We start from the raw sequence: 26,384 nt of genomic DNA on the forward strand, positions 1-26,384 counted from the left end.
GTTTTGGGGTCTGGCTTTGGGCTGACCGAGGGAACCCAGGGCATTGATCAACACGCTGGCTAAAACTCCCAGGGTCAGGAATAGCACTACCCACAACCCCAGGGGCAAGGTAAAGCTAGCTAGGGCAGACTCAGCAGTGGTGCCGAAAAAATTTACTTGTATGGGTTGTCGATTTTGCAGGAAAAAAATTAATCCTGTTCCTATCAAAAAAATGAGTAGTAAACCTTGCATAATCCCTTAATCAATTAACTATTTAAAAGGAATATATTCCACTGTATTTATCCATTCATCTGGCTCAGAAAGTTTTGCAATTAGCTCAAGATCCCTAACAAATTGACCAATAGTTCCTCCTAGTTGATGTCCAAAAATTAGACCACCGAAGCTTTCTCCTTCAACTTGCCAAGTTTCAGCCAGCACTCTAAAGCGAATATCTTGGGTAAAAAGTACATATCCAAGTTCAGTTACCCTTTTTAAAAGTAGATTGTCTGTAAGCTCACAAGCATCATCTTCAAATGCAGTCAAAACCTCTACTCCTCGACGGCGTAGCTGATCGGCGATCGCCAGAGGAACATGGACATCTAAATAAATATTAACTGTCACTTATAAAATACCTCTACTTCTCAGACGAGAGTAAAAAGGTGATTTTGGTTGAGAATCTGCTTCCTGGATTGACTGCCACTGTTCTTGAATCTGTTGATCAACTTCTTCTTGATGATCAAAATAATAGCCCATGGCGGAATATGCTTCCGAAGGCTTTAGATAGGGATGTTGGCGGCACATTTCATCCACAGACCAACCGTGGGAAAGATAGTCCATAACAATATGGGCAACTTGAATGCGAGGCAATCTTTCCAGATGGGCTGGCTGGTCGTCTACTTTACGAATATGGGGATAATTAGTAACAGTTAACATTTTTGATCATTCACATTTAAAGACCGGAATTATCTTGAATTTGGGCAAATAATTGACGAGCACCTTGTTCCTCCACCAGCGTGGAAACCATGGCCGCCATTAAAATTTCTGGGGTCACAGTAAAGGGTAAACGGTGAATGTCCGAATTGGGTAAACAGGTAAAGTTCGCCGTCTGTCGTAAGTCCTCCAGGGAAATTTGTCCTAGACCCAGATCCTTCAGGGTTTTGGGCAAACCAATCTGATCGTAAAAGCTTAACAATTGCCGGCGGGCAGTGGCCGCCAGTTGATTACCGCTGACCAATTCCTCTAGGCGTAACTGCACCAAAATGCCGTAGGCGACTTTTTCCCCATGGAGAGCGTGGTGAGCCTGGGGCAATTGGGTTAAACCATTGTGGACAGCATGGGCTGCAACGGTACGACAGTTGGCCCCACCCAAACCACCGATTACCCCCGCCATTAACAAACTGGCATCCACCACTTCCCGCCAAGTTTCACTGCCTGGATGGGCCAGGGCTTCAGCGGACTTTTGCAGGAGAATATCCCTTAAAATGCGGGCCTGTTGCACCGCGGCTACGGTGAAGGTGTCACTGGATTGGCCACTACTGACAGAAGCTTCATACCATTTGGCGATCGCATCCCCAATGCCAGCAACTAGTAACCTCGGTTCCGCCCGTTGGATCAATTCATAATCCACAATCAATAAATCAGGGCAACGGTCCAGGGCCACGTCATAAAGGAAAGCCCCGGTTTCGCTGTAAACATTGGCCAGGGCCGTCCAACCTGCACAGGTAGCAGCAGAAGTGGGCACCGTGGCGATCGCCAATTGGGTTTGATGGGCCAACAGCTTAGCAGTGTCCAGGGCTTTGCCTCCCCCAATGCCAAGGATAAAATCTGGTTGTTCTTGGTGAACCCGTTGCCGCAACTGTTCTAGGGAAGACTCGGCACAGTCAGGTAAATAGCTGGCAAGAGGGAGGGTCAGGCCATAACTTTTTTGCAATATTTCTAAAGACTTTGACCCCAGCTTAGCGGTGTGGTTGCCCGTCACCACCAGACCCTTGCTCCCCAATTTTTGCAAATGTGTCCCCGCCTGGGCCAAGGCACTACGAATCACCACCGTGGGGGCGATCGCCATGGAAGCCAAAGGTTGGGTAACAAGGGAGATTGATGAGGCCATAGTCGCAGGTTTATTTAGTCGCAATAGTTGCCAAAATTCAATTTGAAACCAGGTTATGCCAGCCTAGCCCTGGGCTATTGATTCGGGAAAATCACTGGTATTAATCGGCTCAAAACTATTCTAGAGAAAAAAAGAATCTTTTTGCCTCCTCCCCTGCTCCAACCGTAAAGCTCTCATGCTCACCCCGGCCAAATCAATAGTTAAAACTGGGTCAATGCTATGGTGACCAGGTTTAGCGTGAAGTTTTGTAACGGCTTTGTAAAGCTCTATTGCAACTTTGCCATCCCAGCGGCGATCGCCTACCCCTAAGCAAAAAGACCGTGATAGGATGCGATCCGTGCTCGCTCACTTTTTTTATTAAAAGAAATTTAGGAGAAAGGCTTTGGTATTACGGGTAGCAGTCGTTGGAGGGGGCCCCGCTGGTTCTTCCGCCGCCGAAATTTTAGTAAAAGCCGGAATTGAAACCTACCTGTTTGAGCGTAAGCTAGACAACGCCAAACCCTGTGGTGGGGCAATTCCCCTCTGTATGGTGGATGAGTTTGATCTGCCCCCGGAAATTATTGACCGCCGGGTGCGCAAGATGAAAATGATCTCTCCCTCCAACATCGAGGTCAACATTGGCCAAACCCTCAAGGACGATGAATATATCGGCATGTGCCGCCGGGAAGTATTGGACGGGTTTCTGCGGGAACGAGCGGAAAAACTAGGTACTAAGGTAATTAACGGCACCGTTTACAAACTTGACATTCCCAGCAAAGAAAGCGATCCCTACACCCTCCACTATGCTGACCACAGCGTGGGTGGCACCACTGGGGAAATGAAAACCCTAAAAGTGGATGTGGTGATTGGAGCTGACGGCGCTAACTCCCGCATTGCCAAGGCGATCGATGCCGGCGACTATAACTACGCCATTGCCTTTCAGGAACGGATTCGTCTGCCGGAAGACAAAATGGCCTACTACGACGAATTAGCGGAAATGTATGTAGGGGATGACGTTTCCCCGGACTTCTACGCCTGGGTATTCCCCAAATATGACCACGTGGCAGTGGGTACCGGCACCATGAAGGTGAACAAAGCCCGCATTAAAGATTTACAAGCGGGTATTCGCACCCGGGCCGCCAAAAAGCTCGAAGGCGGAGAAATCATTAAAGTAGAAGCCCATCCCATTCCTGAACATCCCCGGCCCCGCCGGGTAGTCGGTCGGGTCGCCCTAGTAGGAGATGCCGCTGGCACCGTGACCAAATCCTCTGGGGAGGGCATTTACTTTGCGGCCAAATCTGCCCGTATGTGCGCCGAAACTATCGTTGCCACCAGCAATAATGGTCAACGGATTCCCACCGAAGCCGATCTCAAAACCTACATCAAGGAATGGGATAAGCGTTACGGCATAACGTATTTGGTTTTAGATATTCTGCAACGGGTCTTCTACCGCACCGATGCCACCAGGGAAGCTTTTGTGGAAATGTGTTCCGACATTGATGTGCAAAAGCTAACCTTTGATAGCTACCTGTACAAAACCGTGGTGCCTGCCAATCCTTTAGTGCAAATGAAAATCACTGCTAAAACCATCGGTAGCTTGCTCCGGGGTAACGCTTTAGCACCTTAGCACCTTAAAATAACCAATTTGTTAATTTTCAGTAAGATGGAAGAGTGGGTTTCGGCTCACTCTTTTTAATAAAATTCTAATCTTCTCATCCATCCTATTTATTATGTCAGACTTATCTAGCGAAAAATTAATCGAAATTTGGGATGAACTACCTGAACCATTAAAACAAAAAACCTTAGAGTATATAGAACGTCTCGTCGATACTTCTAAAAAAATACAGGGAGAAACTTCAGAAGAAAAAATTAAAAGAAGACTTAAAGGCTTTGGTAGTTGGAAGGGAAAAATTCATATTGCTGATGATTTTGATGAGCCTTTGGATGATTTTAAGGAATACATGTCAAGTGAAACTTCTATTTGATACTCATATTATTCTCTGGTATCTGGAAGGAAACACAAATTTGAACCGTAATCTAATCCCAGTAATTAAAAATCCCCAAAATAAACTTCATGCTAGCATGGCAAGTCTGTGGGAAGTTTCTATCAAAGTGGGACTAGGAAAACTTTTATTAGATAGGCCTTTTTGTGAGCTTAAGGAAAATTTGAGGGAAAACGATTTTAAAATTATTGACATTACTTTTTCGGATACTTTATGTAATGAAAGCTTACCCCTACATCATCGAGATCCATTTGATCGAATTTTGATTTCCCAAGCGATTAACCGTTCTATGACCCTAGTAAGCCAAGATTCTAAATTTAAGCAGTATCCTGTCAAAATACTAGAGTTATAAAGAAGATAGAATTTTTACTTTTTGTTGTATGATTTCTGAGGATAAATTAGAAAGATATAATTCATCATCAGATTATACATACTTAAAAGAACTTGAGGAGTAATGGATGCTGGACTAAGATTCGGCTCTGCCCTTTTGTTTTGGCCAGAGTTGTTGGTCTTCTCAACAGTTTCCGTTTACGGGTTGAGTATTTCCTCAAACCATTGCTCCAGACGATCGCCATAGGCAGTGAGGGAATAACGGGACTCAGCTACTTGGCGACAGTGATGACGATCGATGGTGGCTATTTTTTCCACGGCGGTGGCTAACGCCGGCACATCGTCGGGAGTAACCAAAAATCCAGTTGTCCCCGTTTCGACAATTTCCTGGGGACCACCCCGGTCATAGGCAATCACCGGCACCCCACAGGCAAAAGCTTCCAAGGCTACCCGCCCCAATGCTTCCACCCATTTATGGGTCATTAGTAAAGCTTGGCATTGTCCCAAAGCCTGCTGAAATTCCTCCGTGGGTAAAAATCCGCCATACTCCACCTGGGCCCGGGGATAGTCCCTTTGCAGAGATTGCCAATATTTTTCATCTTGGAGATAACCAAATACCTGGAGGGGTAACTGGGTGATTTCCGCCACAGCAAAAGCGTCCTCTAAGCCCTTTTCGGGGGAAATGCGACCGGCCCAAGCTAAAGTTTTGCCTGACTGGGGAACGAATTGGTATTGGGCCAAATCAATGCCGCTGCTCAAAATGCGGAAGGAATCTGCCACGGAGTAGGTTTGGGCCTGGGCTTGGGTGTGGGCCCCCAGCGTGCCAGGACAGAGCTTAGCCACCCGGTTGATCGCCTGGTCCATGACCGCATTCCAGGAGCTAATACAAACATAGTGCAACACTGGCCGCTGCAAAAAAGGAGAGAGGTAAAAAGGTAACCATTCGTAGCCAAAATCGACTATTAGGTCATAATTTTGCTCCACTTCCCTGACGTAGTCCCACATGTGGGCCACCGTCGCATCCTCTGGCATCAGCACCGGGTCATGGTACGTGGGTTGGGGAATTAACGGTTGCAACGCCCCAGCAATTTCTTGCACCGGTAAACCGGCGATCGCCGAGCCAGTGGGAGCGACAATTTTGACCTTGTGGCCCCGACTGACCATGGTGCGGGTGATGTTTTTTAAATTCAGAGCCACCCCCCCCAATCGTCCAGAATTGAGGGAACTGACAGGACTAGAAACAAATAGTAGGCGCATATCAATGCCCGAGGATAAAGGGTGAGTTACCCTACTCCTTCTAGCTTTCCCCCTGCATGGCCCGAATTAATTCCTGGGCTACCTCAGGACGGGAGAATTCCGGCGGCGGCAATTGTCCATCCCTTAACAGGGCCCGAACTTTAGTACCAGAAAGGTGAATACGGTCTTCCGGGCCGCTGGGACTGGTTTTAGTGGTAGCCATTTGCAGGGTCTTTTTGCAGTAAAAAGCGTGCTCAAACTTCATCGGCACAATGCCCAACGCTTCCGGGGCAAATTCGTCGAAAATTTCCTGGGCATCATAGGTGCCGTAGTAGTCCCCCACCCCAGCGTGGTCCCGACCGACAATGAAATGGGTACAACCATAGTTTTTGCGAATGAGAGCATGGAAAATGGCTTCCCGGGGCCCAGCGTAGCGCATGGCGGAGGGGTTAATGCCCAGAATCACCCGATCCTTGGGGAAATAATTATCCAACATGATTTCGTAGCAACGCATCCGCACATCGGCGGGGATGTCATCACTCTTAGTTGCCCCCACCAAGGGATGGAGAAAGAGGCCGTCTACTACTTCCAAAGCACATTTTTGGATGTATTCATGGGCCCGGTGGATGGGATTACGGGTTTGGAAGCCAACAATGGTTTTCCAGCCCCGTTCAGCAAATAATTGGCGGGAGGCGGCGGGGTCAATTTGATATTTGGGAAACAGGGGATGGGGCTCCCGTTCCAGTAACCAAATGGGACCAGCGAGGTTAATGGGGCCTTGGTCATAGACCACCTTTACCCCAGGATGGGCCTGGTCATCGGTGCGGTAAACATTTTTAGCTTCGTGGGCTTTGTTGTAGTGATATTTTTGGGTTAGTTCTAACACACCAATGAATTTGCCGGCGCTGTTATCTAATCGGACCCAACTGCCCACTTCTAAGGGGGCGGCCACTTCCTCCGTCACGGATAATGTCACCGGCACCGACCAGGGCAAACCGTTGGCGAGCTTCATTTCCTCCACCACTAGTTCGTAGTCGTCCTGCTCCATGAAACCCTTCAGGGGACTAAACCCTCCAATGGCAATCATCACCAAGTCCGATGTGGCCCGTTCATCCAGTTGCACCCTGGGTAATTTATCGGCGATCGCCAAAAATTCCTGGCGTTCTGCTTCCGGGGCGAGGCGATTGATCAGTTGGCCGCCGTGGGGGGCAATGGCTGCGAGGGAAGTGGTCATGGTTAATTGGTAAGAGATAGGGGAGGTGATTGGCAAAAATGTGATTGTTTAAACCCCAGACTAGATTGCCATGGAGGGGCGACAAAACTCAACTAGCGGCACTATCTTGTTAGGCCGCCGGGATGGAATCTGTGTAATCAGTCAGGCAGGTATTAACGACGGGTACCTAAACCCATTCAAAGTTGTGCAGTTTACCCTCAGTGTTGGTGAGTATTTTCTTGAGCCGGACGAACTTTTCTCCACAAATTCTGGACTAATGGAGGTTAATATCGCAGTCACATCTGACGCATTCTGGACCAGAATGGGAGCCTCCAGCCCTATTGGGGGAAACTAGTCTTTCTCGCCCGATATTTAAGGGGACATTTAAAAAGTAAGACTATAAAGAGAAAATCTGCCAAAATTCCCCTTTTAAATGAGTTTTGTTACTAATCCTGCCCTTGTAAGGAATTTAAAGATTGTCAAGGAAGATTTAGTCTCATTTTTAGAGTTGGCAAACAAGCTTTTAGATCACTTAATTAGCACAGGCGACACAGCCATCGGAGGAATCCTTAAAGTCATCCTTTTGCACAGTGCGGATATAGTAAATGGCTTTACAACCGGCCTCCCAAGCCATTACCAGGGTGTCAAAAATGTCTTTGGCATTGAGGCTCCTTTCCGGTTCCTCGGGAAAATAAATGCCCGCATTGAGGTTGAAAAGTAACTCCATGGAAATGCCGGTATCAATCCATTGCTGGATGGCCGCCACGGCTTGTACCACTTTGCGCTGGTCCATGGTTTTGTTCTCAGGATAGAACCAGAAACAGTTGCCAATGAAAGGGGGCGCAATGGGAACAGTACCTTTGGCCCATTTGTCGTAAAAGAAACGGCTATAGACCGGCAAAATACTGGCCGTGCAACCCTGCACTAGGGAAGAAGAAGTATTAGGGGCGATCGCCGTGATGTGGGAGTTGCGAATGCCGTGGGTTTGGATGTCGTTGGAGAGTTTTTCCCACCGTTCCGGTTTAGCCGCATTGGTTTGGAACCAACTAACGGGCTTCGAGCCAATCAATAGGCCTTTTTGCCAATCACTACCTGCAAAAGCGGGGTAGGCTCCCCGTTCCTTGGCTATTTCCATGGAGGATTGGGTACACCAATAACCAATTTCTTCAAATAAACGGTTGATATCAGCCAATTGGTCGTAATTGAGGCGACGTTTGGCTAACCAGTCAGCTAAGCCCATGGCCCCCACCCCAATGGTGCGGTATTTATGGTTATGACTCTTAGCATCGGCAAAGGGAGGCGCGGTCAATTCTATGGTATTGTCCAGCATCCGCACGGCAATTTGACTGACCCCAGCAATGTCCTGGAGGTCGAGATTGGCCAAGTTAAGGCTGACTAGGTTACAACAATGGGCATCCTGCCCTGGGGTGACGTTACTAAAGCTTTCACAACAGAGATTGGTGCCGGGGATGTAGCCCTGGTGTTTATTGGGATTAGCCTTGTTGATGGTGTCCTTAAAAGAAAGATAGGGCATCCCGGTTTCCACCTGAGTACGCATTACCTGCTTAAACAATTCCCGTGCATTAATGCGTTTGTAGAGGGTAATGGTTTCCCCCAAGGCCGCTTCGATAGAACGGTAGACTTCTGTGAACTGATCGCCCCAGAGCTCAGCCAACTCAATGCCCATTTTTTCCCTGACTTCGTAGGGGTCCACCAACGTCCAATCTTCTTTGTTAATGACCCGCCGCATAAATTCATCGGGCAGGATTAGTTGGGGAAAAATATCATAGGCTTTACGCCGTTGGTCGCCATTTTCCGCCTGCATTTCCAGGAATTCCGGCACATCCAAATGCCACACATCCAGCCCCACTGTGACGGCCCCAGCCCGACGGCCCCCTTGATTAACGGCGATCGCCGTATCGTTGAGCAATTTTGTCCAGGGAATTACCCCCCCCGAAGCGTTGGGCTTACCCATTACCCAACTGCCAGTGGCCCGGATGCGGGAAACGTTCACCCCTACCCCACCACCATTTTTGGAAATTCTGGCCGCATTAGTAATTTCACCAAAAATGCTTTCCAAATTGTCTTCCATGGCCACAATGAAGCAGGAAGTGAGGGACCCCCCAGGAACCCGCAAATTCGCCAGGATGGGGGTAGCTAAAGAAATGCGGCGGGCGGCAATGGATTCGTAAAATCTCCGGGCCCATTGCAAACGGCGATCGGGCGCTTCCACCGAAGCTAGCAATAAAGCACAGGTCAGCAAAGCTTCCTGGGGTAACTCATTCGGCAAGAGATAGCGGCTAGTTAATAAAACTGCCCCCGCATAGTCATAGTCCGTATCCCAGTCAGAGTTAATCCAACACCCCGCTTCCTGCAATTCCGCCTCGGTGTAGGTCAAGATGCGGGAGTCGTACTCCCCATTGGTGACCTTGGTTTGCACCGTGCGCAGATACTGCCCATATTGATATCCCCGCCGCACCAGAGTATCTTTCCACAAGCTCCAAACATGCAAACGACCAGCCACATAGCGCCAGTCTGGCTCGTTGGGACTGCACATTTCCAAAGCACAGCTAATTAAGTTATCTTGAATCTCCCTAGTGCTAATGCCCTCCCTCAGACGGGTAGTTAAACCAGCCTCAAGGGCAATGGAGTTCACTTCCAACCCAAGACAGGCCCAGTCCACCACAGCCCGAATTTTACCAATGTTGAGGGGCGTTGAGGAGCCATCCCGACGGATCACTTGTATGCGATGTCCCTGGTGTGACCCCTGGCTGGTGCAGGTATGGGTGTCATTGGCGGTGGGGCTGGTGGGGGCGCTGATGAGGGTGGGGTGCATAGAAAAAGACAGTCAGGGAGACTTCGTAGGGTAGCGGAACAAACCGGTAGGGTCAAGGGCCCGAGGTCAGAGCTTAGATAAATTAAGCCACAGATATGGTGTGGCCGACACTAATCTTACTCCACATCTGGCACTTTATCATAGGCCACTCCCCCGGGGATCGGATTGCTAAATTGGTTACCAAATGCAAAAAAAAGCCAAAAATTAGCTGTTCAATGTCTGAAATCACCCCAGGGTCAGCCATTGCCCCGATAACAATTTTTGTTAAGATTGGGTTCGTTATTCCCCCGACCATTATTTCCTGAAAAATATGTTTGCTCTACCCATCCTGGCGGTTGCTGGCACGTTTCCCACCTATTTTGTGGCGGTGTATGTGGTGGGCTTAGTGGCGGCGGTATCCATCGGTTTGGTGGCCTGGTATAACTCCAAGCGGCCGGTGGGATGGGAACGGTCCCGGAGGCCAGGTTTTATCCCGAAAATTAATACGGGTGATGACGGGGAACCACCCCAATTTACCCCCCCGGAAAACCTGACAGAATCTCCATCAACTCTGGAGGGGGAAAGTGGAGAGTCAGAATCTAACCCTGCCGATTCCTAGGCGGAATAGTTAGCCCCATTTTCTAGAAAGGGAAAGTGAGTTGTACTGTGCCACTGATGCTGGGCCCCGTTGCCCCCATCACGCCGGGGGTAGGCAACACCGTTAGCACGGGTTGGATGAATAAATTGCCCACCAAATGGTACTGGGCATAGAACTGCAACATCGTTTCATAGCTGTTAAAGCCATAGCCTGCCAGGGGATTTGCATTTAATCTGGCCCAGGAAAACCCAAAGCCGTAACTATCCAACGGGCGATCGCCAAAGGGGGCAATAAAGGTTAGACCGAAACCAAAGGAACTGTGCATCAGGGCCGTACTGGAACTGTTCCAGCCACCTTGGACAAAACCAACAACGCCATTTTGGTCTTTAGTCTCTCGAAATTTGCCCAGCTTTTGAACTAGGTAGGCATACATGCCCCCAGTTTGGGATTCAAATGCTCCCCCAGGGGCCGTCAGCGGGCCGCTCTGTCGCCATCCTCCCACTGCCACACTCCCCCAACCGACTTCTGGCGCATCAGCGTAGGGAGTCCAGGTTCCCCCGATTTCCGCCACTTTGAATAGGGGGCCAGAAAAGTTGGGCCAAACCAATCCAGTCTGTACTCCTTGCGCTCCCCTACCATCGTAAATACCAGCTTGGCCATACCAACCGTTGGGCGTAGCAGGATTATCGCCAGGGCCGCCCCAGGATTTCCAAGCACCATATAAACCAAAGGCGGAATTGTAGTAACCAGGAATAAAACCCAACATGGCAGGGCCGACAAAAACTGGAGTATAAAGTAAACCGGTGGTGGAGGTGAATAATTGCGGATCGGTTTGAGTAACAAAGGGCCGTCCCACGTAGCCAAAATTCATCGAAGGAATCAGTTTACCAACCCGAAAAGAAAGGCGATCATCGAGAAAGGTTTGATTAAGCCATAGTTGATACAATTCTGTTCGATTTAATGGGGGGCCGGCTTCGATGGAGTTATAACCCTGGACAGATCCCGCTGCCAAGTTCACCGGTTGGCCGTTATATTGCAAACCTTCCACTTCAAAAAAGGCATTTTTCCAACCCACTGCCTTTTCCAAATCTATCCCCAAACCTAAAATTAATGCTCCATTCAAATCAGTGGAACCGGGCTGATTGCCGCCGGAAATTTGCTGGCTGACATTACCCATAAAAATACCGCCAAGTCGCAAGGGGCTATCTTCGGGCAATCCTAACCAACGACCCAATTCTCCAGTGCCCACCAACATGTTGGATGCGGCCGGGTTCCCACTGATGCCCACCATGACTTTTCTGGGGCTTTTGCTATGGGCTGGTTTTAGATTTTCTAATGGGTTAGTGGAGCTAGATATTTCTTCTGGAACAATAAAATCGTCTGCTACTAAATTGTCATAATTAAGGGAATCTTCTGGCCACTGCTTGATCATCGCTGGAGTTAAAACTGTTAAACGATCAATTTCATGGCTTTCAGAAAGCTGAAAATCTGATGTTTGGTCAAGAAATATTTCTAGTTTTTGTTTTTGATTATGAATGAATGGTAAGGCGGACAATGTTGATATTTCCTTCTCCCCATTGGAAATAGTCCCAGCCCAAACTATTGATTGGGAGCCCATAAAAATTCCTGGGGCAATGGCCAAAATCAAGGCCATTAAATTTACTTTTAGCCGCGAACAACAGGGATTTTGTAAAAAATATTGGGTAACCATGATTGAACCTAAATCCTACACACCAATCAGGAAAGGGCTAAAAATACAACCATGGAGAAAGACGGCACAATCCCCATGGCATGAAATAGTTAAGAGTGGTGAAAAATTATTGGAATTTACTTCTGATCCAACGCTTCCTGCAAAGTTTCTGGCCCTTCTCCCTCACTGGCCACAGTGCGCCAGGGCCATTCCTGGGAGTGGAAGGGCGCTAGGGGAGGCAACATGGGGGTAATGCCATTGGCTTCATCGTAGGCACGGATGCGGGCATGGGCTGGGCCCACAGCATAGGAACCTTGGGACGCGGCCATGGGAGTTCTGGCTCCATCTTGTTTGGCGATCGCCTGGCGGGCCCCGGTGCTGAGCAGTTCTACGTCCATCAGGAAGTAATCGTCAAAGAAAGCTAGACCTAATTCCCGGTCTTTGACAATTCTGGTTACTAAAGACAACATCGTGTCCGGTTTGGTGGTGAACTCGGTGGTTTCAAACAGTAGCAGGCGATCGTTGATAGCTTCTTTGCCAAAGAATTGGGCCATCAGGGTAAATAAAATATTGTTAGTGCGGGTTACATAAAGGGTATTGGTGACCCCAAAAGTTTGATCCCACTGGTCACCGATCATTTTTTTCCATTCCGCCATGACTTCCATCCAGTGGTCTACCTGGTAGGTGGCGGCGGTGCCGATGGTGGTGGTGAAATGGGGCACTACTTCCTTAATCCAAGCATTGATCTTCTGGCGATCGATCACCCCAGCGGCCAAGGTTTCATCAATGAAACTAATGTTATTCGTCAAAATGGCCTTGACTGCGCTTAAAGCATCCGGCTCCAAACCCAACTGATCCGCCTGGGCCAAGGTGTTAGCCTGTTCTGCACGGTAGGCAGTCAGTTCCCCTTTCCAACCATCTCCGGCCACGGGGGCATTGTCGGCAGTGGCAAAATAGGGCTGGAGAATGGCATAAATGGCCATGGCGCTATGGGAAATACCTTTTACCACTTGGTATTGCACGGGCACGGGTGGAGCTTGAATAGGGCTACTTTGACCAGGCATATACAGATAAAAATCTCCCCCCTCGTTACTAAATAAACCGAGAATAATGGGATGCTTTGCCCTAAATTCCCCGGTGTAGCGCTCCAGGGATTTGGCGTAGTAAACGTTCATTTGGGAGTCGAGCAACAAGCTACTTTTAATAGCGTTGTTTAATAATGCCCAAGTGGGAAAAGCCATCAATAAAACCAGGGCCAGAGCCAGTACAGCTTTGCCCAACAAACCATCAGTCAAGCGGCCAAAAAGCTTAGTCTTAGGAAGACCGGCAAGAAAATTCATAAACATAGATAAACAGCAGAGATTACTATTTTTTGTTCTCAAGACAAGGCGCTAGATTGGGGGCAAAATCGGCCTTTTGCTGAACCTAGTGTCGCCATTATCACACTGGTTTTTGCTCTTGCTACCAAATTTGTCAAAATCCAATTTTTAAGAATAATTAAGACCCTGCCTGGAATTTGTTAACTTTCGGCAAAACTTACTCTGTGAAGATATTTGGCAAAAGTCAAATTTTCTAACGGTCATGGGTTCACTGTCCCCCCAAGACCATTGAATAGCAAAAGTTACTTAGCTTCCATCCAATTACTACCCCGATGCATTTCCACCACTAAAGGCACCGATAGGGTTAGGGCCTGCTCCATGGTGTGTTGGATTAGGGGAGATAGCTCTTCCCACTCCTCCAGGGGCATTTCAAAAATTAGTTCATCATGGACCTGGAGTAACATGCGGGTTTGGTAGTTTTCTAGCAGATCCGCCAGTTTAACCATGGCAATTTTGATAATATCGGCACTGGAACCTTGGATGGGGGCATTTGCCGCTGATCGCAGAAGCTGGGCGTCGTTATAGTTCATTTTGATGCCAGCTAAATCTAGCTCCGTCACCGTTTTTCCCCTCAGTCGTCGTAGGGCGTCGGTGACAAAGTTAAAGTAACGTCTTCTGCCCACAATGGTAGTCACATAACCTTTGGCGATCGCCTCTAGCTTCATGGTTTCCAGGTAATCAAAAACTTGGGCATAGGTGCGGTGGTAACGATCAATAAATTCCCGGCCTTCCACTGCGGAAATCCCCGTTTCCCGAGCAAAGCGCTGGGCCCCCATGCCATAAATGACGCCAAAATTAATTGTTTTACCCAAATTCCTTTCCGCTGGGGTAATGTCCTCTTTACCAAAAAGCAACTTAGCCGTCACGGCATGGACATCCTGGCGATCGCCATAGGCCTGTAGTAACACCGGTTCTTGGGAGAGGTGGGCCAGGATACGCAATTCAATTTGGGAGTAATCCGCCGACACCAAAAGCCAATTTTCCTGGGGCAAAAAGGCCCGGCGAATCTGTCGGGAAAAATCAGAACGGATGGGAATATTTTGTAAGTTAGGGTTGGAAGAAGATAACCGCCCAGTGGAAGTAATAGCCTGGTTAAAATCGGTGTGAATACGTTTAGTGTGGGGATTAACCAATTCCGGTAAGGCATCCACATAGGTGGACTTTAATTTAGCTAAGGTGCGGTGTTCCAGAATTGCATCAATGATGGGGTGGTCTCCCTGGAGTTTTTCGAGGGTGGCATGGTCTGTGGAATAACCAGTTTTAGTTTTGCGGGATTTTTTGCGGTCTAGTCCCAACTTATCGAACAAAATACTGCCCAATTGTTTGGGAGAACTGAGATTAAAACTTTCCCCCGCTGCTTCATAGGCCGTGGTTTCAATGGTGAGTAAATTATCTGCTAACTGTTCCGACAGGGTTTGTAAATAATCGCAATCAATGCGAATCCCCCTATCTTCCATGGCCGCTAGGATTTTTTCTAGAGGCTGTTCAATGTCCCTCACAATAGTTGCAAGTTCGGGATAATCATCTAGTTCTTGTTGTAGTTTTTCTGCCAATAAATAGGTAGCATAGCAATCTAAACCGCAATATTGTCCCGCTGTCTCTAGGGGTAAATCGGCAATAGTCTGGTCTTTTTTCAAGCCCAAATCTTTATAGCTCAGGGCCACTAAACCGAGGTTATAACGACGGCAAAGATCGGTTAAATTATGGGTCTCCTCCGGTTGAAGCACGTAGCTAGCTAGCATGGTGTCCAACACTACGCCCCCCAACTCCATGCCATGGTGGGTCAAAACCCGCCGATCAAATTTGGCATTTTGTAAGACTTTGGGATAGGTGGCATTGCCCAAAACTTCTTCTAAAAGATCTTTAACTATGTCGAGGGATAACTGTTCCCCTTGGTGGTGCCCTAGGGGAATATAGGCCACTTGATGGGGTTCTGGACCCCAGGCACAGCCAATGCCAACTAAGTTAGCCATCAGGGGGTCTAAACTGTTGGTTTCTGTGTCCCAGGCAACGGGAAACTTTGCATCTGTATAATTTTTTAATTCCTCAACCAGGGCTTGCAGTTGGGGGATAGTGGTAATAATTTGTGGCTGAATTTGTTCTGGTAATTGAATAGTGATTAAACCATCTTCTTGGATTACGGTGGGGACGCCATCAAACAAAGATAGTTGTTGGGAATCATCCTGGCTAATTTTTGCTTTTGCCTTAGTATTTTGATTGGTTTTAGCCGCGTTATCCTTTGGGCTATTATCCACTTCATTGTCCACCGGCACTGGTCCATACTTATCCCCAAAAGCACGGTGGAAAGTTGCAATTTTGTCAATGAAAGTCCTTAGCTCTAATTTTTCCAACAGCGGCACCAGGCGATCAGTAGAAAATCCCGTTAATTGCAAATCCTCCCAGCCTATCTCCAAGGGCATATCCACGACAATGCGAGCCAACATTTGGGAGTGTATGGCATCATTTTTGCCATTGGTTAACTTCGTTTTCAATGCGCCCTTAATCTGTTCTAAGTTTTCATATACCTTCTCTAGGGTTTCGTACTCAGCTAAAAGCTTAATGGCAGTTTTTTCACCAATGCCATTAATGCCCGGAATGCAATCGGATTTATCCCCACAGAGAGCTTTAAAATCGACAATTTGGGCGGGGGTTACCCCCATTTTGTTCACCACTCCCTGCCAGTCCAATTCGTCATATCCAGTATTACTGGCAAAGGGATTACGGGTTAAGTATAAAACGGAAATATTTTGCTCTGGGGTGACCAGTTGGAACAAATCCCGATCGCCACTGAGAATTTTAACTCGATAGCCAGCGTCACTACCCTTGTGAGCTAAGGTACCCAAAATGTCGTCGGCTTCATAGCCTGCATAGGTAATGGTTTGTAAATTAAGGGCCTGTAGCAATTGCTGGAGGTAGCTTAAGTCTTCCGCAAAATCCTCTGGGGTTTCCTGACGGTTAGATTTATAGGCGACGTCGGCCTCATGGCGAAAAGTGGGTTCCCGACGGTCAAAGGCAATGGCGATCGCCGCTGGTTTTTGGGACTCCATCACCTGCATGAGGGAATTTAAAAATCCAAAACAGACGCTGGTGGGAATGCCCGCTGTTGTCCGCAGAGGGCCCTTTTTCGACAGACCAAAGGCATAGTAAGCCCGGAATGCTAAGGAATGGCCATCAACTAACAATAACAAAGGGGATTCAGCAGACATAAGCACGCACCAAGGAAGAAGCTAGATTATACCGCTGTTGTCGGTGGTGACAGGTGTGTAATATTTTTTGCTTATGAAAAAAGGGAATTACCCCTTCGACCAAGACCACCAAAGCTGGAGAAACCTATACCCGGCCAGTGTGGAACAGGCTCCATTCCGGTGGAGACTATGGGTGAAAATTATTCAGCCAACTCAGTCCTACGCCCCATTGAGCACCTGGTTTTGGCCTCATTTAAATCGAGAACCGGGGATTCCGCCTATGGCCAAACTGTCAGACAAGGTAGTAAAGGTCGCAAGACTTCTACTGCTTTGCAAGTTTCCCGATAGGAAGCCTACGCTGTAGTCTTAGATTTAGCGTGGATAGTTCACCCGGTGATGGTTAAGCCTAGGCCAGCAAAGCCTTGGCCCGATCGCCGAAGGCCTGGGCTGTTAAACCGTTATAGGCCATCAATTGTCCAGCACTGGCGGTGGTTTCCCCCCGTTTCCAGGCAAACAGATCCCTGGGGCAAGCACTGCGGAGCATCACCGGTTCCAGCATGGCTCCACTGCCGCCAGTAACCCCAATCAACGCATCCCCACCGAACAGTTCGGTAAATTCAGCATCACTCAAAAAGCCACCATCTGACTCGGAACAATCTTCCCATTGCACATCATGGGGACGGTATATGCGCCGGGGATTAATTACTGAAACCACCTTCACCCCATAACCTTCACTTTCCAATTGGCTAGCCGCTTCCAATACAGGAATTAAAGTCATATCGCCAATCACAGCAAAAACAATGGTTTTCGAGCCGGTACTGCGGTGAAGTAGGATGCCGCCTTTAGCTAAACCTTGGCGATTTTGCTCAAACGTGGTGCGGATGGGCAGGGGAGACTTACTAGCGGTGATGGGAATGCCCTTATTGCTAGTGGTCAAAGCCCAGTCGTAACAAATTTGAATCCCATTGGCGTCACAGGGGAAAAGGGGAAAAATATTGCCATTACGCATCATCGCGGCAAAATAATTTTCAATTTCGGGCCGTTGGTGGGTCCAACCATTGCGTCCTTGCTCCAAAGCCCCCGCTGTAAACAGAGTGATGGTGGAAGGGGTAGGCCGACGTAGCTCTGCCATGGCTTGGGTGACAGTCTGCCAAATGGGTAAACCGTTAATGGCAAAGGATTCGTAGGAACACCAGAGGGTGCGGCCTCCAAATAAAGCTTGGGCGGCGGCCAGGCCAGCACAGGCATCTTCACTCAGGGGTTCATAAACTTGGCCGTTGGGACCCTGGAAATAATCTTGATCCACCGTAGGATGAACAATTTTTAACCCGACGTTGATGTTGTTAATGCCCGAGGCTGCATTGCCGTCCGCATTGGTAACGACAAAATTTGCATCTTGCTTACCCACATGAACCACCAATTCCCCCATGGCCGTGGTGGCCACCTGTTTATCTTCCAGGGAAAATTCCTTCAGGGGCAGAGTACCTAAATCCGCCAGGGGCAGAACCGATTCCGTTACCACTGTCTGGGCCGCCGGGCCACCATGGGAACGCTCAAAATTAGTCCGCACCAACTGCCATGCGTCTGGAGATAAAGCCCGTTCTTGCAAAGCGCTGACAATATAGTCCTTGTTTAAACTGTCGCCGGGGTAAAGGTTATGGGATTTGGCCCCTGATTTGTGGACCCCGGCCCCTTTTAACTGCTTCACAATCAGGACAGTCAATGTGCCATTGAGAGCCGCCTGGGCTGCTTGGTCAGTGGCTTCCAATACGGCTTGGGTGAAGGCTAGGCGTTGTTGAAAAGAAAACTTGGTGCTGTCAACAAAATCCCCCGGCTGATTGCTGTCGTCAAAATCCTTGGCGTTAACTAAAATGACATTTTTGAAACCATTGCCCCGCCAATAATTGACCATGGCTTCGTTGCTTTGGGTGGAAACCATGCTGTGGTGTTCTTGGCTAAAACCGTTCCAAACCAAAATGGGGAGGAAATTCGTAACTTGGGGATAGGCCGTGTGGAAATGGCCAAAACTACTCATGATGTAGGGTTCCCCTAAGCCTCCATCCCCAATGGTGACAGGAAAGAGAGTCCCAGGATGGAGTTTGGCCCCGGCCATAGCGAAATGTTGCCCCTGGCCCAGAGGCCCCGCTGGCGCTAACAAACCAGGAATTTGCCCTGAGAGGTGACCTAAGAGCCCGTGCATTTCCCGGAACCGATCGCCAAGTTCTTGAACCGTATTAATCCCCATGGCTTCCAAGGAACGATCCAAGAACATGGTGCTGTAAAAACCGGGGGCATGGTGCCCTACTTCCGTCACCGTATTTTTGTAGCCCAACATCACCAGGGAGGCGATCGCATCGGCAATACTGGCAAAGCCACCAGGGTGTCCTGATTCCTTGCTAGCCGTAGTTTGCAGGGTCAAATAGCGCAGGGCATCCGCCGCCAATAACGTTTGATAAACTGCTTGGGGATCACTGGATGAGTTGATGGCTTGTTTCCCACTGGCGATCGCCGTTTCCTGGCCGTAACGATCAAAATCCGGCAGGTTTTCACCGAAAATGCGAATTCCTTGGCAAAAAGCAGGGTGGGCGGCAACGGTCATGGGGAAAGATCCTATTCCAGAGAAGAGTAACGTTTGGGTCTAATTTTACCCCCTTGGGTAACACCAGATAATCCCCTATTCAACCATTAAAAAGGATTGAGAAAAAGCTATGGATGCTTAATCCCAATCCTGGTTGAGAGTTTTTATTTTTGCCCTCCATTGACCTACTAAATTACCGGCAACATTGAGGGACTGTGAATCCTGTTTTGCCCCCAAATTCGGGGAGTTAGGGGGCTTTTAAAACAAAGTCTACGCGGCGGAGGTTTGCAGACATTTGATAATGGAAGCTTTTTCCAATAATCCCACCACTTCCCCGGAGGATTGCACTACCAACAGTTCCGACAGTTTTTGTTGGTCTAACAACTGGGCCACTTCAAACAAAGATTGGCTAGCGTTAACGGTGACCATCTGTTGGGGATGTTGCATCAGGCTGTCCACGGTGGCGTGGGGCCAATCGGAGGTGGGCACATGTTTGATATCTTCTGTAGCTAGTACTCCTAGCAGTTGATTGTCAGCACCGATGATCAAGAAACGTCGCCAGGGGGTTTTACCAATCACATACTCGTTGGCAAATTCCCGAATGTTTAACCCAGCAGGGATGATGGGGCTGTTGGGAATGACCGCATCTTCCGCAGTGAAAGCTTCCATTTGATCTTTAACCTGGGCATTGCGGGCGGAGGAACCAGCATTTTGCAACAGGAACCAACCGATCAGAATAGTCCAAAAGCTACCGATGGGCAGAATATTTAAAATGCCTAAGCTACCGATGGCGATCGCCAACCAACCAAAACCTTGGCCGACCCGGCTAGCGACGAGGATACCTTTATTTTGATTGCCAGTGATTTGCCAAACGATGGATTTGAGTACGTTACCACCGTCCAAGGGTAAACCGGGGATGAGGTTAAACAATGCGAGGGCAAGGTTAATGGCTGCCAACAAACCAATAATGGCTTGGGCTGGGAGGGGAAGGGAAATTTGACTACCAAATATGGTCAGAGCCAAAAAGAGCACTAAACTCACCGCAGGCCCGGCGATCGCCACGGCAAAAGCTTGCCAGGGAGTATTGGATTCCTTTTCTAAACTCGCTAGACCACCAAAAAGAAACAGGGTGATGGATTTTACTTCAATGCCCTGGGCAATGGCCACTAGACTATGGCCTAATTCGTGGGCCACCACCGAAGCGAAGAGTAATAGGGCGGTGACTAATCCCAAAATCCAGGGTGTACCACCGGACAGTTGGGGAAAGCGGGCTAAGTCTTGGCCATAGCTGAGGGTCACCAATCCCAAAATTAAAAACCAGGATGGATTGACGTAAAAAGGAATACCAAAGAGACTGCCGACGCGGATATTGTTGTTCATTCAATTGCCCCCCTAAACTGAGGCTTAACATGAATTAATTGTAACGAGATGTTAAGAAGTACCTGAGTGGGAAAACCGTCGCAGTGGGTTCGGTTAAGCACCGTTTCCCCAATTCACTTTAGGATCAAGGGCAGTATAGCCCCTTCCCCCGGCAGTTAGACTATGTTTTCCCCCAGCGTTTACTCAGAAATTATTACCACCCTCCCCCCTAGTGTAAGGTTAGTGGCGGTGACCAAAACCAAGGCGATCGCCGATATTGAAGCGGCCTACAGGGCGGGTATCCGGGATTTTGCCGAAAGTCGCATCCAGGAAGCGTTATCAAAAATTGAAGCCCTGGGGAGTTACACCGATATTAACTGGCATTTTATTGGTCGTTTACAAAGCAATAAGGCCAGACGGGTGGTGGAAAATTTTGCCTATATCCATTCCATTGATAATTTACCGATCGCCGCGAGATTAAACCGCATAGCCGAGGAATTGGGTAAGCATCCCCAGGGATTGTTGCAAGTCAAGTTACTGCCCGACGAGAATAAATCCGGTTGGACAAGGGAAGAATTAAGTATTGATTTACCCCAATTAGAGCTATTGGAAAATCTGAAAATTTGTGGATTAATGACCATTTTGCCCCTCGGTCTGTCCCCTGGCGATCGTCAACAAACCTTTGGAGAATTAAAAGATTTAGCCGCAGAGATTAGTCAAACATCTAACCTGTCATTAACGGAACTATCCATGGGCATGTCCGGGGATTACCCTGAAGCGGTTGCCGCCGGGGCCACCATGATCCGACTAGGTACAATTCTCTTTGGCGATCGGGGTTAAATACTCCATTTCATGGACGATAGCAAATATCGCAATTGCTAGTTGGGAATGAAAACTAAAAAGTTCTCATTGTCTGGCGTTTATTCTTTGCGCAAGCTGGAGATTGAGATACAATGAAAACTTAGACAACAACTAGACGAATCAAAAATAATATTTGCAATTTCACTAATATGAAAACGATTACCCTAAAAATAGAAGACGGTGTTAATGATCGTTTTATGTCGTTATTGAAAGACTTTTCCGATCATGAATTAAGGATTCTAGAAGAGTCCGAATATGTTAGTGATGATGACTACTTAAGATCCATTGAAGGCATGGTTGAGAGTATTAATGAAGCGAGAGAGGAAGCGGTAGAGAATGGTATTACTTTGGATAAGCTAGATTGGTGATGTACAAGGTGATTTTCATGACAAAGGCACAAAAAGATGCTAAAAAATTAGCCTCTGGCGGGTTAAAGGCAAAAGCACTCAAGCTAATTGAGATTATTCGTGAAGATCCTTATCAATATCCTCCTGAATATGAGCTTCTTAAAGGAGACATGAAAGGACTAATTAGCAGAAGGATAAATAAGCAACATCGATTGGTATATGAAGTCATAGAACAGAAAAAAATGATCAAGATATACCGAATGTGGACCCACTACGAGTAGACCAGATAGGGTTCTTTTTATCATTTATTCTTGAATTGTCGATATAATGTAATCCAACTAACAAAGACTGGCTACGTAGTTAGATCCACCGCATGAACAATGGCGAAAGCAGAAGTATAGCCATGTAAAAAGGTTTGACTGCCCACCTGGCCAATTTCACCATTGCAGAAAAAACCTCCTAGGGCTATTCCCGGAAAATATTGCCCAAACACCTGGCTGTCAAAGTTGGGGGTGCCATACAGGCCATAGCCTCTGCCCAAACAGGAAAACATCAACGCCCCGATCGCCGTGGTAGGGGACTGACTTGGTTCGCCGTTAGTGTAATAACGCAACAAAATTCTTAGATCATCGGCGGAGGTTTCCCGATCCCGTAAATGGAATTGTAACCTCTGGCCTTTTCTCACCCGGTCTCCAATGGCGATCGCCCCCTGGCGGGGATCCACCCCCAATAAATTACGAATTAAAAAATCTCCCGGTTGGAGAGTCAGCTTAAACTCATCGTTGGCCACACCGACAAAGAGAGAGCTTTGGGCCAATTCCTGATCCTTGGGGCTGAGGGTGGGAATCAGTTTTTGCAGACTAGCCAGGGGACTTTCCAACACCACCGTACCACTGTCCTTATCCTTGCCTTCGATTTCTGTGATGATGTTTCGTTCTCCCTGGTTAACCACAAACGGTTCACCGATGGGTCGACAGCCCTGGGCCACCACGCTACCGAGGCGAATATTACCCGCCAGAGCAACCCCAATGAAACCTTCCCCGTAGCGTCCACTGGCATGGTGGGGAGATTGCAAAAATAAACTGCCCCCCATAGCAACATTTTCTCCACTGGCTAAGCCCCCCGCTTTCGTTGCCTGGGGATAGGCAAAATCCAGCCCCGCCAAAAAGTCCGTTATGCCCGCTGCCATCGGATCCGCCAAAATCAGGAAATCGGCCCCACTGGCCGGATCAACACCGACCAAATCCACCCAACTCTGGGGCGACGCATCCAAATCCGGTAACTCTTTCCCATGGACGTAGAACGGAGTCATCTTTACCCCAGGCAACCGGGCCACCGTTAAGCTCAGCGCCACTTTTCCTTCCACTTCCTGCACCGCGTCGGGGTCTGCCATGCCAATGATGCCTCCCCCCAAACAACCAATCACATTGGGCACTGACAACTTTTCTTGCACCAGGGGCATTAACCGGGCTGCATCGGAAGCAAAGCTGGAAGAAAGGAACACAATTGCTAAATCCCAATCCCCCTGCCCTGGACCACTCACCTTGGCGATCGCCTCATCCAATGCCCCCTCCAAGGATGGCCTGGTAGAAAGGGCATTAACCCACTGCAAAGAATGTGTCATAGCAAAAAAAGTAATTGGATACTCGACCGAATTCCAACGGTTACCGAAAACCTTGCCCAAAATTGAGATTGGCCCAGACCACCATCGTAACTTCTCGGATCAAATTGCAGAAAACCATGGGGAAAATTTGCCCTGGCCCAACCTTAACTACACCAATGCCCCCTCCTAACCTATGGCAAAATGATGAAGGCCTAACAGTGAACTCCGCCCCATGACCACCTCCCTACCTCCCCAATACGATCCCAGTGCGACCGAAGCCAAATGGCAAACAGCTTGGGAAGAAAGTCATGCGTTTCAAGCCGATCCCCAAGCCCACGGAGAACCCTATTGTGTGGTGATTCCTCCCCCTAATGTGACGGGCAGTTTGCACATGGGCCACGCCTTTGAGAGTTCCCTCATTGATACCTTAGTGCGTTACCACCGGATGCGGGGAGATAACACCCTATGGTTACCGGGTACGGATCATGCCAGCATTGCTGTGCAAACTATTTTGGAGCGTCAGTTAAAAGCAGAGGGAAAAACCCGGCATGACCTGGGGCGGGAAAAGTTTTTGGAGCGGGCTTGGCAGTGGAAAATAGAATCTGGCAGTACCATTGTCAACCAACTGCGGCGTTTGGGAGTTTCCGTAGACTGGACTAGGGAACGGTTCACCATGGACGAACAGTTATGTCAAGCGGTGAAAACGGCTTTCATCCAGCTTTACCAAGAGGGGCTAATTTACCGGGGTAATTACTTGGTCAATTGGTGCCCGGCTTCCCAGTCGGCGGTGTCAGATTTGGAAGTGGAAAACCAAGAGGTGGACGGTCATCTCTGGTATTTCCGTTATCCCCTCACTGATGGCAGTGGAGAAGTGGTGGTGGCTACGACTCGGCCGGAAACCATGCTGGGAGACACTGCAGTGGCGGTGAATCCCCATGATCAACGTTATGCCGCCATGGTGGGCAAAACTGTCACCCTGCCTTTAACAAACCGGGAGATCCCCGTGGTGGCCGACGAATTGGTGGACCCAGAATTTGGCACCGGCTGCGTAAAAGTAACCCCCGCCCACGACCCCAACGATTTTGTCATGGGCCAACGGCACAACCTACCTTTTATTAATCTGCTCAATAAGGACGGTTCCCTCAACGAGAACGGTGGGGATTTTGCTGGCCAGGACCGCTTTGAAGCCCGCAAAAATGTGGTGCAGGCTCTGGAGACCCAGGGGTTTCTGGTCAAAATTGAACCCTATCGTCATTCCGTCCCCTACAGTGACAGAGGTAAAGTGCCGGTAGAGCCGTTGTTATCCACCCAATGGTTTGTCAAAATCGAAAGTCTGTCCCAAAATGCCCTGGCTTGTTTGGATGAGGACAATGATCCTAATTTTGTGCCGGAACGGTGGGGTAAGGTTTATCGAGACTGGTTAGTTAAACTCAAAGATTGGTGTATTTCCCGGCAACTATGGTGGGGTCATCAAATCCCCGCTTGGTATGTTGTCAGTGAAACCCATGGAGAAATTGTCGATAATACCCCTTTTATTGTGGCCTATGACAAAGCCGAAGCCCTGGCCAAAGCGGAAGCAGAGTACGGCCCAGCGGTGCAATTGCAACAGGATCCCGATGTGTTGGATACTTGGTTTTCTTCGGGGCTATGGCCCTTTTCCACCATGGGTTGGCCCCAGCAGACAGAAGACTTGGCCAAGTATTACCCCACCAGCACCCTGGTGACCGGTTTTGACATTATCTTTTTCTGGGTAGCCAGGATGACCATGATGGCAGGACACTTTACTGGCCAGATGCCCTTTAAGGATGTGTATATCCACGGGCTAGTGCGGGACGAAAATGGTAAGAAGATGTCTAAGTCTGCCAACAATGGCATTGACCCTCTATTGCTAATCAATAAATATAGCACCGATGCCCTACGCTATACCCTAATTCGGGAAGTGGCTGGGGCAGGTCAGGACATTAGCCTGCAATACGATCGCCAAAAGGACGAATCGGAGTCGGTGGAAGCGTCCCGTAACTTTGCCAATAAACTGTGGAATGCGGCCCGGTTTGTGATGATGAATCTGGAGGAAAAAAGCCCAGCACAGTTGGGCCTCGCCCCTGTGGAAAGCCTGGAATTGGCAGACCGCTGGATTGTGTCCCGTCTCAACCGAGTTATTGAGCAGACCAGAGAACAAATAGAAAACTACGGCCTAGGGGAAGCGGCAAAGGGCTTGTACGAGTTCATTTGGGGAGACTTCTGTGACTGGTACATTGAATTGGCTAAACCCAGGCTTTGGAATAAGGAAGGGGGAGAAACTGGCACCCAGCGTCAATTGGTGGCTCGTCAAGTTTTGGCCCACACGTTGGACAGCATTATTAAGCTGCTCCATCCCTTTATGCCCCACATTACCGAAGAGCTCTGGCAAACTCTCCACCAAGCCGAGGGGGAATTTCTCGCATTGCAAGCCTACCCGTTGGTTAACCAGTCTCTGATGGATCCCGGTTTGGAAACTCAGTTTGATTTGTTGATCAACACCCTACGTACCATCCGTAATCTCCGGGCGGAGGCGGGCATTAAACCAGGGGCCATGGTCACAGTTATCCTCCAAAGTGAAAATGACCAGGAACGACAAACCCTGCAACTGGGGGAAACCTATATTCGTGACATCGGCAAAGTGGAGAATCTCCAGGTTGTGCCCCAACTACCCCCAGAACAAACCCAGGCGGGCACGCAGTGTGCCTCCGGCATCGCCGGGGTAGTGGACACAGTCCAGGTATTGATTCCCCTCTCAGGGCTAGTGGATTTGGATATTCTCCGCAATAAAATCCAAAAAACCTTAGACAAAGTTAGCAAAGAATATGAAAGCATCGAAAAACGTCTTGGCAATCCCGGTTTTGTCAATAAAGCACCGGAGGAGGTAATTGCCGGAGCTCGGGAATCCCTCAACGCCGCCGCCGTTCAACGACAGATGCTCCAGGAAAGGCTAAAAATGCTTGGCTAATGTTAATAACCCCCATTGCCCCTGGTTCTGTCAAAATTCCAGGGGTTTTGATTTGGGCAAATTGGTTATGACTTTGGGATTGCCGGAAAGGAGAGATTTTGCATAAAAAATCCCCACCTTTTGCCAAAGCTTAAGT

General features: G+C 48.6%; 20 protein-coding genes and 1 pseudogene. 8 read left to right on the top strand and 13 right to left on the bottom strand.

Annotated features, from left to right (window positions below):
- From IQ217_RS11285 to IQ217_RS11300, 4 genes are all read right to left on the bottom strand, one after another.
- Window positions 1-231, bottom strand: a 231-nt coding sequence (locus IQ217_RS11285) for a lipopolysaccharide assembly protein LapA domain-containing protein (protein WP_194020012.1), incomplete at its 3' end; no start/stop codon positions are given.
- A gap of 18 nt (window positions 232-249) precedes the next feature.
- Entirely contained in the window at window positions 250-600 is a 351-nt protein-coding gene (locus tag IQ217_RS11290) for a DUF5615 family PIN-like protein (RefSeq protein ID WP_190599515.1), read from the bottom strand.
- Window positions 601-912 carry a DUF433 domain-containing protein gene (locus tag IQ217_RS11295; protein WP_190599514.1) on the bottom strand — a complete coding sequence of 104 codons (312 nt, stop codon included), beginning with the start codon at window positions 910-912 and terminating at the stop codon, window positions 601-603.
- 16 nt (window positions 913-928) lie between these two features.
- The gene (locus IQ217_RS11300; protein ID WP_194020013.1) at window positions 929-2,086 is read right to left on the bottom strand and encodes an iron-containing alcohol dehydrogenase family protein; all 1,158 of its coding nucleotides are present in this window, start codon (window positions 2,084-2,086) and stop codon (window positions 929-931) included.
- A 382-nt stretch (window positions 2,087-2,468) separates the two neighbouring features.
- On the opposite strand from IQ217_RS11300, the gene chlP reads away from it, so the two are divergent.
- The 3 genes from chlP (at window position 2,469) to IQ217_RS11315 (ending at window position 4,420) form a co-directional block, all read left to right on the top strand.
- On the top strand, window positions 2,469-3,692 hold the full coding sequence (gene chlP, locus IQ217_RS11305; protein ID WP_190599512.1) for a geranylgeranyl reductase: 1,224 nt from the start codon (window positions 2,469-2,471) through the stop codon (window positions 3,690-3,692).
- A gap of 103 nt (window positions 3,693-3,795) precedes the next feature.
- Entirely contained in the window at window positions 3,796-4,050 is a 255-nt protein-coding gene (vapB, locus tag IQ217_RS11310) for a type II toxin-antitoxin system VapB family antitoxin (protein WP_194020014.1), read from the top strand.
- Window positions 4,034-4,420 (top strand): PIN domain-containing protein, encoded by a 387-nt coding sequence (locus IQ217_RS11315; RefSeq protein ID WP_194020015.1) that lies wholly within the window; start codon window positions 4,034-4,036, stop codon window positions 4,418-4,420. Before vapB ends, IQ217_RS11315 begins: the two co-directional genes overlap by 17 nt.
- Before the next feature lie 176 nt (window positions 4,421-4,596).
- Here IQ217_RS11315 and IQ217_RS11320 read toward each other — a convergent pair whose 3' ends face one another.
- From IQ217_RS11320 to IQ217_RS11330, 3 genes are all read right to left on the bottom strand, one after another.
- Window positions 4,597-5,655 (bottom strand): glycosyltransferase, encoded by a 1,059-nt coding sequence (locus tag IQ217_RS11320; protein ID WP_194020016.1) that lies wholly within the window; start codon window positions 5,653-5,655, stop codon window positions 4,597-4,599.
- A 40-nt stretch (window positions 5,656-5,695) separates the two neighbouring features.
- Window positions 5,696-6,868: a sulfate adenylyltransferase gene (gene sat / locus IQ217_RS11325; protein WP_194020017.1), complete on the bottom strand. Its 1,173-nt coding sequence runs from the start codon at window positions 6,866-6,868 to the stop codon at window positions 5,696-5,698.
- A 511-nt stretch (window positions 6,869-7,379) separates the two neighbouring features.
- Window positions 7,380-9,683, bottom strand: coding sequence for a ribonucleoside-diphosphate reductase subunit alpha (locus tag IQ217_RS11330; protein ID WP_194020018.1), 2,304 nt, complete (start codon window positions 9,681-9,683; stop codon window positions 7,380-7,382).
- 310 nt (window positions 9,684-9,993) lie between these two features.
- On the opposite strand from IQ217_RS11330, the gene psb35 reads away from it, so the two are divergent.
- The gene (gene psb35, locus IQ217_RS11335; RefSeq protein ID WP_194020019.1) at window positions 9,994-10,281 is read left to right on the top strand and encodes a photosystem II assembly protein Psb35; all 288 of its coding nucleotides are present in this window, start codon (window positions 9,994-9,996) and stop codon (window positions 10,279-10,281) included.
- Between the two features lie 22 nt (window positions 10,282-10,303).
- Here psb35 and IQ217_RS11340 read toward each other — a convergent pair whose 3' ends face one another.
- The 5 genes and pseudogenes from IQ217_RS11340 to IQ217_RS11360 form a co-directional block, all read right to left on the bottom strand.
- Window positions 10,304-11,971: a carbohydrate porin gene (locus IQ217_RS11340; protein ID WP_194020020.1), complete on the bottom strand. Its 1,668-nt coding sequence runs from the start codon at window positions 11,969-11,971 to the stop codon at window positions 10,304-10,306.
- Window positions 11,972-12,087: 116 nt separating this feature from the next.
- Window positions 12,088-13,290 carry a hypothetical protein gene (locus IQ217_RS11345; protein ID WP_228024040.1) on the bottom strand — a complete coding sequence of 401 codons (1,203 nt, stop codon included), beginning with the start codon at window positions 13,288-13,290 and terminating at the stop codon, window positions 12,088-12,090.
- A 281-nt stretch (window positions 13,291-13,571) separates the two neighbouring features.
- Window positions 13,572-16,541: a DNA polymerase I gene (gene polA / locus IQ217_RS11350; RefSeq protein WP_194020022.1), complete on the bottom strand. Its 2,970-nt coding sequence runs from the start codon at window positions 16,539-16,541 to the stop codon at window positions 13,572-13,574.
- Between the two features lie 379 nt (window positions 16,542-16,920).
- Complete coding sequence (locus IQ217_RS11355) at window positions 16,921-19,113, bottom strand: phosphoketolase family protein (protein ID WP_194020023.1); 2,193 nt, start codon at window positions 19,111-19,113, stop codon at window positions 16,921-16,923.
- A gap of 249 nt (window positions 19,114-19,362) precedes the next feature.
- Window positions 19,363-20,503 (bottom strand): annotated as a pseudogene (locus IQ217_RS11360) (site-2 protease family protein).
- Between the two features lie 131 nt (window positions 20,504-20,634).
- Between IQ217_RS11360 and IQ217_RS11365 the strand changes: the two are divergent.
- The 3 genes from IQ217_RS11365 to IQ217_RS11375 all read left to right on the top strand — a co-directional run bounded on the left by IQ217_RS11365 (window position 20,635) and on the right by IQ217_RS11375 (window position 21,940).
- Window positions 20,635-21,291: a YggS family pyridoxal phosphate-dependent enzyme gene (locus tag IQ217_RS11365; protein ID WP_194020025.1), complete on the top strand. Its 657-nt coding sequence runs from the start codon at window positions 20,635-20,637 to the stop codon at window positions 21,289-21,291.
- Window positions 21,292-21,461: 170 nt separating this feature from the next.
- Complete coding sequence (locus IQ217_RS11370) at window positions 21,462-21,680, top strand: hypothetical protein (RefSeq protein WP_194020026.1); 219 nt, start codon at window positions 21,462-21,464, stop codon at window positions 21,678-21,680.
- A 17-nt stretch (window positions 21,681-21,697) separates the two neighbouring features.
- The gene (locus IQ217_RS11375) at window positions 21,698-21,940 is read left to right on the top strand and encodes a Txe/YoeB family addiction module toxin (RefSeq protein ID WP_255512801.1); all 243 of its coding nucleotides are present in this window, start codon (window positions 21,698-21,700) and stop codon (window positions 21,938-21,940) included.
- Window positions 21,941-22,011: 71 nt separating this feature from the next.
- On the opposite strand, the gene IQ217_RS11380 is transcribed toward IQ217_RS11375, so the two are convergent.
- On the bottom strand, window positions 22,012-23,283 hold the full coding sequence (locus IQ217_RS11380; protein WP_194020028.1) for an FIST signal transduction protein: 1,272 nt from the start codon (window positions 23,281-23,283) through the stop codon (window positions 22,012-22,014).
- Between the two features lie 211 nt (window positions 23,284-23,494).
- Between IQ217_RS11380 and valS the strand changes: the two genes are divergently transcribed.
- A complete protein-coding gene (valS, locus tag IQ217_RS11385; RefSeq protein WP_194020029.1) occupies window positions 23,495-26,248 on the top strand; it encodes a valine--tRNA ligase in 2,754 nt (917 codons plus the stop codon).
- Window positions 26,249-26,384: the final 136 nt, after the last annotated feature.

The organism is Synechocystis salina LEGE 00031 (assembly GCF_015207985.1).
In the GTDB taxonomy this organism is placed as follows: domain Bacteria; phylum Cyanobacteriota; class Cyanobacteriia; order Cyanobacteriales; family Microcystaceae; genus Synechocystis; species Synechocystis salina.